At 69.2% G+C, this 12,904-nt stretch carries 15 protein-coding genes; 7 read left to right on the forward strand and 8 right to left on the reverse strand.

Annotation, left to right across the window (positions count from 1 at the left end; genetic code table 11):
• Nucleotides 1–389: 389 nt before the first annotated feature.
• Nucleotides 390–851, reverse strand: a complete 462-nt coding sequence (locus IMZ11_RS36225) for a LysR family transcriptional regulator (protein WP_228647025.1) — start codon at nucleotides 849–851, stop codon at nucleotides 390–392.
• Nucleotides 852–1,053: 202 nt separating this feature from the next.
• Here IMZ11_RS36225 and IMZ11_RS36230 point away from each other — a divergent pair, with 202 nt between their 5' ends.
• Together IMZ11_RS36230 and IMZ11_RS36235 are read left to right on the forward strand one after the other, a co-directional pair.
• Entirely contained in the window at nucleotides 1,054–2,223 is a 1,170-nt protein-coding gene (locus IMZ11_RS36230) for an alpha/beta hydrolase (RefSeq protein ID WP_228646963.1), read from the forward strand.
• 46 nt (nucleotides 2,224–2,269) lie between these two features.
• Nucleotides 2,270–2,455 carry a hypothetical protein gene (locus IMZ11_RS36235; RefSeq protein ID WP_228646965.1) on the forward strand — a complete coding sequence of 62 codons (186 nt, stop codon included), beginning with the start codon at nucleotides 2,270–2,272 and terminating at the stop codon, nucleotides 2,453–2,455.
• Nucleotides 2,456–2,481: 26 nt separating this feature from the next.
• Here the strand turns inward: IMZ11_RS36235 and IMZ11_RS36240 are convergent, their stop codons facing one another.
• Together IMZ11_RS36240 and IMZ11_RS36245 are read right to left on the reverse strand one after the other, a co-directional pair.
• On the reverse strand, nucleotides 2,482–3,705 hold the full coding sequence (locus IMZ11_RS36240; RefSeq protein ID WP_228646967.1) for an FAD-dependent monooxygenase: 1,224 nt from the start codon (nucleotides 3,703–3,705) through the stop codon (nucleotides 2,482–2,484).
• Nucleotides 3,706–3,727: 22 nt separating this feature from the next.
• Nucleotides 3,728–4,654, reverse strand: coding sequence for a zinc-binding alcohol dehydrogenase family protein (locus IMZ11_RS36245; protein ID WP_228646969.1), 927 nt, complete (start codon nucleotides 4,652–4,654; stop codon nucleotides 3,728–3,730).
• 325 nt (nucleotides 4,655–4,979) lie between these two features.
• Here IMZ11_RS36245 and IMZ11_RS36250 point away from each other — a divergent pair, with 325 nt between their 5' ends.
• On the forward strand, nucleotides 4,980–5,393 hold the full coding sequence (locus IMZ11_RS36250) for a MarR family winged helix-turn-helix transcriptional regulator (RefSeq protein WP_228646971.1): 414 nt from the start codon (nucleotides 4,980–4,982) through the stop codon (nucleotides 5,391–5,393).
• 253 nt (nucleotides 5,394–5,646) lie between these two features.
• On the opposite strand, the gene IMZ11_RS36255 is transcribed toward IMZ11_RS36250, so the two are convergent.
• Nucleotides 5,647–6,315 (reverse strand): bifunctional 2-polyprenyl-6-hydroxyphenol methylase/3-demethylubiquinol 3-O-methyltransferase UbiG, encoded by a 669-nt coding sequence (locus tag IMZ11_RS36255; RefSeq protein ID WP_228646974.1) that lies wholly within the window; start codon nucleotides 6,313–6,315, stop codon nucleotides 5,647–5,649.
• A 61-nt stretch (nucleotides 6,316–6,376) separates the two neighbouring features.
• Here IMZ11_RS36255 and IMZ11_RS36260 point away from each other — a divergent pair, with 61 nt between their 5' ends.
• Nucleotides 6,377–7,015, forward strand: coding sequence for a TetR/AcrR family transcriptional regulator (locus tag IMZ11_RS36260; protein WP_228646976.1), 639 nt, complete (start codon nucleotides 6,377–6,379; stop codon nucleotides 7,013–7,015).
• Nucleotides 7,016–7,031: 16 nt separating this feature from the next.
• A complete protein-coding gene (locus tag IMZ11_RS36265) occupies nucleotides 7,032–7,373 on the forward strand; it encodes a hypothetical protein (protein ID WP_228646978.1) in 342 nt (113 codons plus the stop codon).
• Between the two features lie 112 nt (nucleotides 7,374–7,485).
• Here IMZ11_RS36265 and IMZ11_RS36270 read toward each other — a convergent pair whose 3' ends face one another.
• Together IMZ11_RS36270 and IMZ11_RS36275 are read right to left on the reverse strand one after the other, a co-directional pair.
• Complete coding sequence (locus IMZ11_RS36270; RefSeq protein ID WP_228646980.1) at nucleotides 7,486–8,070, reverse strand: alpha/beta fold hydrolase; 585 nt, start codon at nucleotides 8,068–8,070, stop codon at nucleotides 7,486–7,488.
• Nucleotides 8,071–8,263: 193 nt separating this feature from the next.
• A complete protein-coding gene (locus IMZ11_RS36275; protein ID WP_228646982.1) occupies nucleotides 8,264–8,887 on the reverse strand; it encodes a LysE family translocator in 624 nt (207 codons plus the stop codon).
• Between the two features lie 110 nt (nucleotides 8,888–8,997).
• Here IMZ11_RS36275 and IMZ11_RS36280 point away from each other — a divergent pair, with 110 nt between their 5' ends.
• Together IMZ11_RS36280 and IMZ11_RS36285 are read left to right on the forward strand one after the other, a co-directional pair.
• Entirely contained in the window at nucleotides 8,998–9,972 is a 975-nt protein-coding gene (locus tag IMZ11_RS36280; RefSeq protein ID WP_228646984.1) for a LysR family transcriptional regulator, read from the forward strand.
• A gap of 384 nt (nucleotides 9,973–10,356) precedes the next feature.
• Nucleotides 10,357–10,797, forward strand: coding sequence for a VOC family protein (locus IMZ11_RS36285; protein WP_305075934.1), 441 nt, complete (start codon nucleotides 10,357–10,359; stop codon nucleotides 10,795–10,797).
• A 232-nt stretch (nucleotides 10,798–11,029) separates the two neighbouring features.
• On the opposite strand, the gene IMZ11_RS36290 is transcribed toward IMZ11_RS36285, so the two are convergent.
• Nucleotides 11,030–11,500, reverse strand: a complete 471-nt coding sequence (locus tag IMZ11_RS36290) for an SDR family oxidoreductase (protein ID WP_374463193.1) — start codon at nucleotides 11,498–11,500, stop codon at nucleotides 11,030–11,032.
• Nucleotides 11,501–11,733: 233 nt separating this feature from the next.
• Nucleotides 11,734–12,894 (reverse strand): dienelactone hydrolase family protein, encoded by a 1,161-nt coding sequence (locus tag IMZ11_RS36295; protein ID WP_228646986.1) that lies wholly within the window; start codon nucleotides 12,892–12,894, stop codon nucleotides 11,734–11,736.
• Nucleotides 12,895–12,904 lie beyond the last annotated feature (10 nt).

The following is a 12,904-nucleotide window of genomic DNA, read 5'->3' on the forward strand; positions in this document are numbered from 1 at the left end:
TCTCCCACGCAGCACCGCATCAAGTCGCTCTACCTACATCGAGCTCCTTTCCGCGTTCAGGGCGCAAAGCTCCAAGTAAAGGGTTGTCTGCTTCGCCAGTGGCCGGAAGAGGGACTCAGACCTCATCACTCGCGGGGCGAGTTACGTGTCCATGATGAGCCCGTTCCTCCCGGCGCGTGGCGGCAACCCCGAAACACGCCCCTCGGCCTGCGTAGCGCCCCGGTTCATGACAGGCGAGGCAGGCCCGCTGGAGCTTCCAGCGGGCCTGCCTCGCCTGAGATTGGGGGCCGGGCGTTCGGCAGGAGGGTCTGTGGGCCCAGGTCGGGGTGTGTCGGGAAGCCATCGAATCCGGATATCCGCAGGCGCCCGGGCCGAAGCCAACGGATCGGCTACCTGGGGGTAGCTACCCCGTCGGTTGCTGGGCGTCGGCGGCTGCTTGGGCGAATGCGCGGATGAGTGGGGTCTCGCTCGACGTCCAGCTCTCCCGACTTAAGCAGGTCCAGAGGGGAGGCCGGCTGGATCTCGCGGTAATGGAGGCGGGCGTTTGGGTGGCGGGCCAGGAACAGGTCGAGAACGTTCTTGATCTGCGTGGACTGCGGGCCGAGGGTGCCGAGGGTCAGTGTTCCCGTGGTGCCGTCGGCGGTGGCCTGAGCAGTCGCGACCCCTTGCATGATCTGCCGGTAGCCACCCTTGAGCGCTTGGTACAGCTGCTCACCGAGAGGAGAGAGGCGAACGACTCGGGTGGTGCGGTCGAACAGGGGCGCGCCGATGCGCCGCTCCTGCTTTTTGATCGTTTGGCTGACGCGGGCGGGGCTGATGCCCAGCCGCTCGGCCGTACGGCTGAAGTGCAGCTATTCGGCCACCGTCAGAAAGATCTCGATCTCTCGCATCTCCACGGGCAGGCCTCCGAATTCTTCACCTCAGAGTTAAAAGACGTTATCGGATCCGTCGTTGATGCGACGCGGGTGGGTCGGGGAGGCTGGGGCGCGCACAATGTCCCAAATGTGGGCGCGTTCGAAGGCAGCGCAGGAAACTGCCGACTTTGGAGGTTCGGTGCCTGTCGGTTATCTGATCCCTGTGGCGCTCGTCGCGATCGGGACGCTGTTCGCGCTGCGGCCGCTGCCGGGGTGGAGCCCGCTCGGCCGGGTGAGCTACTTCTTCGGGCTGGCCGCCAACGAACTGCCGTTCGCGGCCTTCTTCTGGCTGCTGCTGACCCCGACGGCGCTGGCGTTCGCCGAGGGTGACATCCACTCGGCGGGCGGCTGGGCGACCGTCGCCCTGGCCGCCGTGACAACGATCGGGCTCACGGTCATCGCCTACCGCGGCCTGGGCGAGCGGGCCAGGATCGAGCGCGCGATGGACGCCGGCCTGGGCGCGGGGTGGCGCGCCGCCATCGACACCGACCTCGCCGCCGGACTGCGCCGCCGTCCGCCGTGGGCCCGCATCCTGTTCCTGCCCATCGTCAAGCGCCGCATGGACGTCCGGCGCGTGGCCAACCTCTCCTACGGCGACGCCGGCCTCCGCAACCTGCTCGACCTCTACCACCACCGCTCGCGCCCGCAAGGCGCTCCCGTCATGATCCACCTGCACGGAGGTGGCTACTCCGGCGGCCACAAGAACAGCCAGTCGCTTCCCCTGCTCTACCACCTCGCCGGCCAGGGCTGGGTGTGCGTCAGCGCCAACTACCGGCTCCGGCCCCAGGCCCAGCACCCGGACCACCTGATCGACCTCAAGAAGATCATCGCCTGGGTACGCGAGCACGGCCACGAGTACGGCGCCGACCCCTCGACGCTGTTCGTCGCGGGCAGTTCGGCGGGCGGGCACATGGCGGCGCTGGCCGCGCTCACCCAGAACGACCCCGCCTTCCAGCCGGGCTTCGAGGACACGGACACCTCCGTGACCGGCGCCATCTACCTGAACGGCTGGTACGGCACCTACTTCGGCCAGGGCCCCGAGTCCTCGCCGCTGGCCCACATCGCACCGGACGCACCGCCGTTCCTCGTGGCCCATGGCGATCTGGACCCGCTGGTGCCCGTGGCCGAGGCCAGGGAATTCGCCGACCGGCTACGCGCGACCTCGGCCGCCCCCGTCGTCTACGCCGAGCTGCGTGGCGGCAACCACGCCTTCGACCTGTACCACTCGGTGCGCTTCGAGGCGGTCGTCGACGCCATCGAGGCCTTCACCGCCCGAGTGAGATCACAGAAGTGGACACCCCAGCCCTAGGGATCCCGACCTACCGGCCCGGCGCTCGGGAACCAAGATTCCCGAGTTGGAGCGGCCCGCGTTCGCCAGGGTGGCCGCCGCCGCGCATCCCGGCGACACCCTCACGTTGTCGGATTTGTTTCGGCTCTGCCGGGACCTGGTCGACATCCACGCCGTGCGTGACTGGCGCCCGGCCCGCGACCGTCGGCGTAGCCAGCCCGCTCACCCTCCCCAGGCGAGCATCGCCGTTTGAGCGCGTGCATGCGGACCGGGCTCTTGTCAGCCGACGTAGGCGATGTCCAGTTCCCGTTCTCGGATGGACTTGCTGCTGCCTCGCAGGGAGCGCAAGGCATTGCCGATCACTGGGAGCCGAAGGCTGCGCGCCATGACCGGCCGGAGGGCGATCTGCCGCTGGTTGCCAGGGGTGACAAAATACCGCTGTTCGACGCCGTTGGCCTGGTAGTAGGTCATGTGCGGGCGGAGCTGTGCCTCCCAGGCGCGGAGAGCGCCGCGGATGTCACCGGGGTGACGGTGCAGCATGCTGCCGAGTAGGTCGGCTCCTGCGAGCCCGGCGGAGATCCCCATGGCGGCGTACAGGCTGGGGCACCACGCGGAGTCGCCCACCAGCACAACCCGGCCGTGCGACCAGGCGCCCATGCGGGGTTGCTCCACTGAGTCGAACAAGAACTCGTCGGCGGCGTCGAGCGCGTCAAGCGCCTCGCCGAGCAGCCGGCCCGTGGGCTGAGGTCCGTACGCGGCGCGGACCTGTTCGGCGGGCCGGCCGGTGAACTCGCCGACGACGTCGTCGGTGCGGTACGAGAAGAGCACGGTGGGCGGGTGGTCGGCGAACGGAAAGACCCACATGGCCCGGCCGGGCTCGAGGAGACTCGCCCCCTCGTGCGGGGAGAGCCCGCCGACCGGGCCCGGTAGCATCGTCGCCGCGATCATGTAGCCGAGCCGATGCAGATATCTGTCGTGCGGGCCGAAGGCGAGACGCCGGACCGTGGACCGCAACCCGTCGGCGCCCACGACAAGGTCGAATCGCTCGGTCACGGATCCACCGTCGTGTTCGAGTGTCACCTCGACGCCGGAGGCATCCTGCTCGATGCGGGTGGGGGTCGTCGCGTAGCGGATCTCCACGTCGTGCGGGAGCGCGGCGAAGGCGGCACGTTCCACGTCACCACGCAGCATCATGCGAGGCGAGACCGGCAGATCCCCGAACCCCAGGCCGGGTTTGCGGACGCCGGCGCGATCCACCGTGTAGGTGATGCCGCTGGGCGGCGATCGGTCGGGGATGGCGTCGAGAATGCCGAGTCGCCGCGCCGCGGCCTGGCCGGCGCCGAACAGCACGACGAAGTAACCACCCGATCGACGGCCTGGCGCTCTCTCCACGATCACCGGATCCCAGCCGATGCGACGAAGGCCGATCGCCGTGGCGATGCCACTGACGCCCAGACCCACGACCAGGGCCCGTCTCCTACTGCTGCTGCTCAACGAAGTCATGGCTTCCTCCTCGCGTGTACGGCTAAGGGACGAAAACGATGCGGTCGTCGGTCTCGGCGGTCCACGCCTGCGCGACCTGGGCGAGGGGTACGGCGCGGGCCCGTACGTCGATCGCGCCCGCGGCCACCGCTGAGGCAAGCTCCGGCAGCTCGGCGAGGAAGTCCCGGGCAGGGACTGAGCCGATGCCGCTGCCGACGATCTGCAGGCGGGCGGAGCGCAGTGCCGCGGATGGGATCGGCGCGGTCTGGCCGGCAATGGATCCGATCTGGATCCAGGCCAGCGGTGCGGTACGGTCGGCGCGGGCGGTGAGCATCGGAATCATGGCGTCGGCGGCGGCTTCACCCCACACGTAGTCGATGACCACGTCGACGTCGGCCGCGTGGTCGATCTGGTCGAAGGTGATCGTCTCGTCGGCGCCGAGCGCGGTCAGCGCCCTCAGGCGGGTGGTGTCGCGGCCGGCGGCGATGACCTGGGCGGCACCGAACAGTTTGGCGATCTGGACCGCCATCCGTCCGGCGTTGCCGGTGGCGCCGAGGACGAGGACACGCTGACCGGCGTGGAAGTCGACGCGTCGGCGCAGCGCGACCCAGGACGACATGGCCGGGTTCATCGCGGCGGCGATCTGCACGGGGTCGATGCCGTCGGGCAGGATCACGCTGCGGCGAGGGTCGATGAGGGTGCGGTCGGCGAACGTCCCCAGAGCTGTGTCGTCCAGGGCCACGTAGCGGACGTTGCCCTCCTTGTCGCGTACTACGCCGTCGACGCCGGGGACGAGCGGGTACATGCCGTTGCTGGAGTAGTGCGAGCCGTTCGCCTTTGCCCTGGTCAGATGGTGCAGGCCGGCCGCGAGGACCTCAACGACCATCTCGTCGCCGTGGCGCTTCGTGGGGTCGGGGTGGTCGCGATAGAGAGGTGCGGCATCGGCTGTAGGTATGACGGCAGCGTGCATGGTGGCCTCCTGGAGATGGTTTGTATTACCAACCACCCCCATAGTGGTTTGTAATGCAAACCATGTCAAGCGGATGCGGCACGATTGACGCACCATCACGTTGGCGTACCGTCACCAGCACACTCCGGGGCGCATGGTGCCGTGCGCGATGATCAGCGCAGCCGTGGCGGTGTCGCCGCGTCGCAATCCGTGGCGGCGCGACACCGGCGACGGTAGGGCGACGGGCTCGCGAGGCGCCCCCGCAAGAGGGCCAGCAAGGGAGCCCGCCGTCTCGTTTCCACCAGCATGGTTGGCATTACCAACCATGCCGAACTACCATGACGGCATGACCGCCGCCGACGATGTCGTGGACGCCCTCGTCCGGACCACCTTCGAGGTGGCAGGCGTGCTGACCCGCGTCGGCGGCGAGCACGACCTGTCGCTCACCCAACTACGGGTGCTCGGCATCCTCCGCGACCGCCGCGCCCGCATTACCGAACTGGCCGCCTACCTCGGCCTGGACAAGTCCACGATGTCCGGCCTCGTCGACCGCGCCCAGCGCCGAGGGCTGCTGACGCGCGGCAAGAACCCCGATGACGGCCGGGTCGTCGATGTGTACATGACCCCAGCCGGGCTCGAACTGGCCAAGCGAGTGGAGGACGAGGTCCAACGCGCCCTGGCACCCATGACCGGTCGTCTGGACCCGGAACAGCTCGATCAGCTCGTCAAGCTGCTCGAACTCGTCTCGGCCCGCCCGTAGCGAACGTCGTGCCAGTCGTCTTCGACCATCTCGCTGCGACCGCCCACCACCCGGCCGACTGGTCGCAGGGTCACGGTGTCGGTTGTCATGGTGATCTCCACGTTCTAGTAGCTCCCGAGGGCACCGCGGTGTTTGGCGAGGGTGTTCGAGCCGGTTGAACAGCGCGTATTCTTCGACCACTACGCCGCCCAAGCTCGACTTGCTCGGGCGGCGTGAAACTTGCGAACCTACAGAAACCCGTGACGGGAGATTGCTAGGCGTCGCGGCGCAGCGTGAACCAGAAGGTCGGCACCGAGTTGGTGCCCGGGGTGACGTCGAGCAGTTCCCAGCCGGTGAACCTGGCGCGTAGCTCGTCGGCTGTGACGCCCGCCGCCCACGACGTGACCTCGGGGATCGGATTGCCGAGCGGCTCGGGGCCGTACCCGAACATCAGCAATCGTGCTCCGGGAGCGGCGCGGTGGGTGAGCCCGGCGGCGTAGGCGTCGCGGCGGTGCAGCGGGACCCCGCAGTAGCAGCTCAGGTCGAAGAACAGGTCGAAGGGGCCCAGCACGTCCAGCTCGTCGAGGCGGGTGGCGTCTCCGTGTAGCAGCCGTACCGCCGCTCCCGCCGCCGCGGCCTTCTCCTTGGCCTGGTCGACGGCGCGGTCGATCAGATCGACGGCCGCCACCTCCCAGCCGTGCCGTGCGAGGTAGATGGCGTTGGTCCCCGTGCCGCAGCCGAGTTCGAGGGCGCGGCCGGGCGGCAGCGCGCCGCGCCCCTCCACCAGGGCGACCAGCTCGGGCGGCGTCACGCCGGTGTCCCACGGCGGCTTGCCGGTGCGGTAGAAGCGCTCCAGCGCGCGGTGGACGGACTCCTCCTCCGGGTCCCGCGGGGTTGCGGCCAGGTCCGGTTCCGGCTTCTGGGTGACGTTGGGCTGGTCCATCAGCTTCTCCAAGAACTTAGAGTTGAACTCTAGTGATGTGCTCTAGAGATATACTCGCAATATGGACAAAGTCAAGCGGTCGGACAAGAGAGCCGAGCGCTCACTCCGTACCCGTGAAAAGGTCGTCGAGGCAGCTCGCGAGCTGTTCGTCGCGCAGGGTTACGGGGCGACGAGCCTGCAGGAGGTCGCGGACCGGGCGGGCGTAGCCGTCCAGACGGTCTACTTCGTTTTCCGCAACAAGCGCACGTTGTTCAAGGACGTCATCGACACATCCATCGCCGGTGACACCGAGCCGGTCGCCACCATGGATCGTGAGTGGTTTCGCGCCGCGTGCGCCGAGCCCACCGCAGCCGGGCAATTGCGCGCGCACGTCCACGGCACCCGCGAGATCCTGGGCCGGGTCGCCCCGATCATGCCGCTGATCGCGGCTGCGGCGGCCACCGACCCTGAGATCGCCGCGCAGTGGCCGGACGGCCCCGACCCGCGTTACACCGTGCAGTACGCGGCGGCCGAAGTCCTGGTCGGCAAGCCCGACGCCCGTCCCGGCCTCTCCGTCGAGATGGCGGCGGACCTGCTGTTCGGCCTGCTCAGCCCGGAGCTCTATCTGATCTTCGTCCGCGACCGCGGCTGGTCGCCGGACACGTGGGAGGAGTGGGCTCGCACCGCCCTGACCTCGCAACTCTGCGCCGACCCCGGCTAAGCAGACGGACGTCACGATGGTCCTCCAGCCCGCAATGCTGGTGGCTGGCCACCCGGCCGACCTCCTGCGGGCCGGGTCGGACAACCTGGCCGACACCCATACCGGGCCCTACGCCGACCAGATCACCCCGGCCGCCCAGCCCTGGGGGCCGGTAGGCCGACCACGACAAACAAAACTCCGGCCCCTTCCCGACGACGCCCTATCCAGGGTCTTCTTTGGCTGGCGGGGCACAGTGTCGCCCTTCGGATACCCGTACACCGTCGAGCGTGGCACCCCGAACAAGTCCGCGATCTGCTGGACGGTCTTGTCCCGCGTGTCGTACAGCTCCTGGGCGAGGGCGGCCTGGTCGGCATCCTGAAGGCCCGTACCCCGGCGTCGCCAGCGGGCGGCTGGGGACTCGCGATGGCATGGCCGTTGCCCGTTCTAAGGGAAGCTCCACCTCGTCGAGCAGCACGCCACTGGTGAGCACATCATCGCTGACCGCGCCGAACGATTCCCCGTCTCTCGAGGTGGTGGCGCCGGGCGTGGGCAGGCATGCGAGGGTCGCCGAGGGTGTGGTGCGGGCCGGGATGGGAGGCGAGCCATCGAGGCGTGTACATCAGCTCCAGCAGGGCCTGTCGCGCGGCTCCAGGCTGAGGTTGCGTCAGGGCTTGGCGGACATCGTTGCCGCGTTCGACGCTGTGCGGGCCGCCGGGTGAGGTGCAGCCGAGAACCAGTGCGCCTACCCGGTGGGGGTGGCGGGCCGCGATCTGCTGGGCCACTCGTCCGCCCATGGACGTGCCGTAGACGTCGGCCCGGTCGATGCCGAGTTCGTCGAGGACGGCGATGACGTCATGGGCGAACAGTTCGGTGCTGTAGGGGGTGTCGGGCTTGTCACTGTCGCCGGTGCCGCGGTAGTCGAGCGTGAGGGTGCTGCGAGCGGGATGGAAGTCGGCACGAACCGCATCCCACCAGTGGTGGTCGTTGGCCTGGCCCGCCAGCAGGACCAGCGGCGCCCCCTGGCCCTGGAGCTGGTAGGCGACGCGGGTTCCGTCCGGTGTCATGGCGTACGTCATCGGCTTCCTCGCTCCCGTGCCGTCGGGCAGAGTACCCGCGTGGCCCCGGGCCTGAGCGGAACGGCGAAGCCGGGGCGATCGTTTCGGTGTGCTTCGTCGCCACCGGTCATACAAGGCAACCTCATTGCTGCCAGTACGCAAGGCGGCAGATGCCTCGGGCGGTCGGGCGCTGGAAGAAGTGCCGGCCCGGCCCTCAGACACCTGCTGCCACCGCGGCGCCCAGCGCCAGCAGGACGACGCCGGTGATCACGCTGAGTCCCCGCAGGACGGTCGGCCGCGATACCAGGGCGCGCCCTCGGCTGACGGCCCAGGTGAGCAACATGTACCAGGAGGCGCTGACCAGCGCCCACAGGGCTCCCAGGGCGACGGTTGACAGGAACACCGGGCCTTTCGCGGTCACGAACTGGGGCAGCACCGAGACGGCGAACACACCCGCCTTGGGGTTGCCGAGGTTGGTGATCAGGCCGGTGAGATATCCGCCCGCGAAGCCGGTGCGGCGCCCGCCCTCGCGGGGCGGGCGGGTGGAGACGGTGGTGAGCGCGGTCCGCAGCGTGTTCACCCCGAGGACCATCAGCACGATGCCGCCTGCGATCCGGAGCCCCGTGTACGCGGTGGGGCTGGCCAGCAGGACGGCGGACAGCCCGGCGGCGGCGGCCGTGGACTGCAGCAGGAAGCCGGTGGCGTTGCCCGCGAGCGTGCCTCGGACTGTGCGTTGCCCGCCTTCCAGAACCTGCCGGATCATCAGGGCTTGACTCGCGCCTGGCAGCATCGCCAGCAGCAAGGTGGTGGCGATGAAAACGGGCACATGCGTGGGCATGGGGAAAGAACCCCTTCCGGGGATTGCGACCGATGGGTGTCCCGCCAGTCTTCCCCTCCCGTACTCGTAAGAGAAGTTAAAAGAGAATGGTGCAGCGTTAGGATTGGTGAATGGTGGTGGATCCGGGACAGCTGCGGCTTCTCGCGTTGATCGAGCGGCACGGCTCCTTGGCGGCGGCGGCTCACGCACTCCGACTCACGCCCGCGGCGATCACACAGCAGGTGGTCAAGGCCGAGCGCGACTGGCAGGTGCCCCTGGTCATCCGTGGTCCTCGCGGAGCGACGCTCACCGCGGCCGGTGCGCTGCTCGCCTCCCACGGTCGAACCGTGGAGGAGGCATCGGACAAGGCCGAGGCGCAACTGGCCGCACTGCTCGGCCACCTCTCGCTCCGTCTGCGGATCGGAACGTTCCAGGCGGCTGCCCTGCACCTGCTGCCACCCGCCCTGACGGCCCTGCGGCACCGTCATCCGGACGCCGACGTCTCGGTCGTAGACGTGGTGTCCGGACGCGGAGCGGACGAGATCAGCGCGGGGCGCCTGGACCTCGCCATCGTCGCGTCCTGGGGCACACCGCTCGCGCCGCCCCCACACCTACGGGCCCACGCGCTCCTGTTGGACCCGATGGTCGTGGTTCTCCCCGATGACCACCCACTGGCCACCGGGCAGCCCGCGGACACCGAACTTCACCTGGAACAACTGCGCGACGAATCGTGGGTTTCCATCCTGGCCGGCCATGCCGCCCGCGAACAGTTCCACGACGCTGCCCGCGAGGCCGGCTTCACTCCCACCGTGCGGTTCGAGACCGAGTCCTACGACGTCGCCCAGGCCCTCGTCGGCACAGGTATCGCGGTGGCCCTGGTCTCGCGCCTGGCCCTGAGCCACGCGCCTGGCACCACCCATCGCGAACTGGCCCACCCCAGGCCCTACCGCCAGCTCTACGCCGTGACCAAAACCGACGCCGGCCTCACACCACTCGCGGACATGCTCATCGACCTCCTACGTGATGTCGCGCGCGACATCACCGCCACCTGGGAGGCTCCCCTGCGAGAAAGACAACGCTCATCGAACTCACCGCACGGAGCCTGAAAAGCCCCCGGTTCTGAATCGACACCGCCTGGTCCGGAGCGGCCGGCCCCGCTCCGACCGACCATCGACGCCGGCAGCCGGCCCGGCGTCGACCCCGCGCGTAGCGGGACTGTAAGAACAACCGCTCTGTCGCAGAGAGATTCGGCTCTGTCCCAACTCTCGGTCACCACCGAAAGAGAGACCGAGCCGAATCTGCGACAGAGCCGTTGATGATGGGACAGACCCGTGGTGCGCCTGGCTCGTGGGTCTGCTGTAGCGGTGCTGAGGCGCGATCCAGATCTTTCGGAGTTCGGCGGTCTGCGGGTGTCGAGAACGTGCCACCGGCTCCGTCCCAGGGACATCAGCGGCCCCCACCGGCCGCATGAGGAAGAAGGAGAAACCGGCATGGCGATTCAGCGGATGGACAACGTCGGCATCGTCGTCGAGGACATGGATGCCACCATCGCGTTCTTCGTGGAACTCGGTATGGAGCTGGAGGGCAGGGCGGAGGTCGAGGGCCTCTTCGCCGACCAGTGCACCGGACTCGACGGCGTCCGCTGTGACATCGCGATGGTCCGGACCCCGGACGGTCACAGCCGGCTCGAGCTGGCGAAGTACCGCAGCCCAGCGGTGATCAGCGACGGGCCGCGCAACCGGCCGCACAACATTCTGGGCACGCACCGCGTCATGTTCGCCGTCGACGACATCGAGGACACCGTTGCCCGCCTGCGCCCTCATGGCGCCGAACTCGTCGGCGAGATCGCCCGGTTCGAGGACAGCTATCTGCTCTGCTACCTCCGCGGCCCGGAGGGCATCATCGTCGGACTGGCCGAGCAACTGCGCTGAGAAGGAGGTACCCGCGAGCTCTTCCTGCTGGCGGTCTCCTGGGGTCTCGGTACCTTGTCCGGCGCCGGCGACAGGAAGTTGCTGGTGCACTGACTCGCCTTCCCGCTGCTGCGGCAGACCCGGCCCGGTGTCCGACCGGCCATCTTGCGATCGAGGCCGCCGGGCGCGCCCGCCTGAGCGAGCCCGGCCGGCCGTACGCCGCGCCATCCTCGCCGGATGTGCGGCCACGGACTCAGATCTGGTTCAGGCCGCCGTCGACGTACAGGCTCGAACCGGTGATGAAGCTGCTCTGCTCGGAGGCGAGGAAAACCACGGCGGCGGCGATCTCCTCCGGGCGCCCGAGCCGGCCCAGCGGCACCTGTGTGGCCAGGTGCTGTTTGAGTCCGGCGGCCTGCTCCGGGTCGGGCGCGAGCCCCGACAGACCAGGGGTGTCGGTCGGGCCGGGCGTGATGGTGTTGACCCGGATGCCGCGTCCCTTGAGTTCGTTGGCCCAGGTCCGAGAGAACGATCGGGTAGCGGCCTTGGTCGCCGCGTACACGCCGAACGCCTCCGCGCCGACGTCCACGTTGGTGGAGCCGTTCAGGATGACCGAGGCGCCGTCGTTGAGCAGTGGCAGCGCCTTCTGGACGGTGAACAGCGTGCCCCGGACGTTGATTCCGAAGAGGGTGTCGAAGTGCTCCTCGGTGACCTGCTCAAGCGTCACGAACGCGGCGACGGAGGCATTGGCGAACAGTACGTCCAGGCCCCGCCCCCGGCCGACCGCGGCCCGGCCGCCACAGCCGGCCCGGGCCGTGGCGGCCGGGCGCCCCGCCGCCGGCGCCGATCGACCCGGACCTGCCGAGCGCGGACATCCGCATCGGCTACGCCCGCTGCTCGACCCTCGGGCAGGAACTCGCCTCCCAGCTCGACGCGCTCAGGTGATCATGCGGTGCGGGGTCATGGGTTGTGGAAAGTGACTTCGGGGTTGTTCGGGGTGGGGGCGTCGAGCAGGGGTTGTTTCTTGTTCTTGAGGTGCTGGTTGAAGAAGGCCGCGACGTAGGCGCGGGTGAGCGCTATCCCGCGTTCGGCGGCGATGGTGCCGGGAGCCGACAGGCCGGCCTTGCTCTTCGGGATGGCCAGGTCGGTGAAGCTGTCGTGCTCGGCCTGGGCGACGGTGAGCCAGCGCTTCCAGCCGCGCAGAGCCTGCCAGGTGTCGTCCCAGGTGTGGTCCTTGCCCGGGCTGTGGTCGCTCTGGCTGCCGATCAGCAGGAAGGGACGCTTGCCGAGGCCGGTGGCGGGGAGGGTGGCGTTGATGGTGCCGTCGAGGTTGATCCCGGCCTTGACCCGCGTGTCGGCGAGCATGGTGGCGGAGGCGGCGTCGCCGCCGAGTGAGTGACCGGCCATGCCGATGCGCTCGGGGTCGATCAGGTTGGCGCGTTTCCAGGTGGGGTGGCGGCCGGTCAGGCGATCCAGGACGAAGGAGACGTCCTTGGCGCGGTTCTTGGTGATGGTGGCCTGGCCGCCCTCGGGGGGTTTGGGCTGGTCGCACAGGGGTGCGCAGGTGAGCAGGCCGACGCCGGGGAATGCAGTGCCGGAGGATTCGTAGGCGTGGTCGATGGAGGCGACGACGTAGCCGCGGCTGGCCAGGTCCTCAGCCAGGGAGGTCAGGCTGGCACGGGGCAGGCCGAGGCCGGGCGAGAGCACCACCAGCGGGTGGCGGCCGTTCTCAGGTTGGGCGCCGGTGTGGGCGTAGGTGCGGATACCGCTGATGATCTCGGCGGGCAGGCTGGTGCCGGGGGCCTTGCGTTGCAGGAGGGACGTGGCCTCTTCGGGGGTCAGGTAGGGGGCGGGGTCGCCGGTGGCGGAACGGGCGGGGTAGTACATCGAGACCATGAGCCTGCGTGGGCCCGATTCCGGGACCCAGGGGTCTTTGCGGCTGTTGTCGACCAGGTACAGGGTGTCGCGGCCGATCGGGTCGGGCCCTGTGGGGCGGGGCAGTTGCAGGTGGAGATCGGTGGTGGCCGACGCGTTCGTGGTGGCACAGGCCATGGGGGCACAGGCCGTGGTCACGGCGAGGCAAGCCGCCAGGGCGACGGCCGGCAGGCGCGGGGTTGTCATGGTTTCCTTC

Origin of the sequence: Microtetraspora sp. AC03309, from assembly GCF_020826795.1 — a bacterium.
Classification (GTDB): Bacteria; Actinomycetota; Actinomycetes; order Streptosporangiales; family Streptosporangiaceae; genus Microtetraspora; species Microtetraspora glauca.

Excerpts from the sequence above, each read along its gene's own strand:
- IMZ11_RS36240 (WP_228646967.1), bottom strand. The coding sequence starts at position 3,705 with ATGACTTCGTTGAGCAGCAGCAGTAGGAGACGGGCCCTGGTCGTGGGT.
- IMZ11_RS36245 (WP_228646969.1), bottom strand. The coding sequence starts at position 4,654 with ATGCACGCTGCCGTCATACCTACAGCCGATGCCGCACCTCTCTATCGC.
- IMZ11_RS36250 (WP_228646971.1), top strand. The coding sequence starts at position 4,980 with ATGACCGCCGCCGACGATGTCGTGGACGCCCTCGTCCGGACCACCTTC.
- IMZ11_RS36255 (WP_228646974.1), bottom strand. The coding sequence starts at position 6,315 with ATGGACCAGCCCAACGTCACCCAGAAGCCGGAACCGGACCTGGCCGCA.
- IMZ11_RS36260 (WP_228646976.1), top strand. The coding sequence starts at position 6,377 with ATGGACAAAGTCAAGCGGTCGGACAAGAGAGCCGAGCGCTCACTCCGT.
- IMZ11_RS36265 (WP_228646978.1), top strand. The coding sequence starts at position 7,032 with ATGGTCCTCCAGCCCGCAATGCTGGTGGCTGGCCACCCGGCCGACCTC.
- IMZ11_RS36270 (WP_228646980.1), bottom strand. The coding sequence starts at position 8,070 with ATGACGTACGCCATGACACCGGACGGAACCCGCGTCGCCTACCAGCTC.
- IMZ11_RS36275 (WP_228646982.1), bottom strand. The coding sequence starts at position 8,887 with ATGCCCACGCATGTGCCCGTTTTCATCGCCACCACCTTGCTGCTGGCG.
- IMZ11_RS36280 (WP_228646984.1), top strand. The coding sequence starts at position 8,998 with ATGGTGGTGGATCCGGGACAGCTGCGGCTTCTCGCGTTGATCGAGCGG.
- IMZ11_RS36285 (WP_305075934.1), top strand. The coding sequence starts at position 10,357 with ATGGCGATTCAGCGGATGGACAACGTCGGCATCGTCGTCGAGGACATG.
- IMZ11_RS36295 (WP_228646986.1), bottom strand. The coding sequence starts at position 12,894 with ATGACAACCCCGCGCCTGCCGGCCGTCGCCCTGGCGGCTTGCCTCGCC.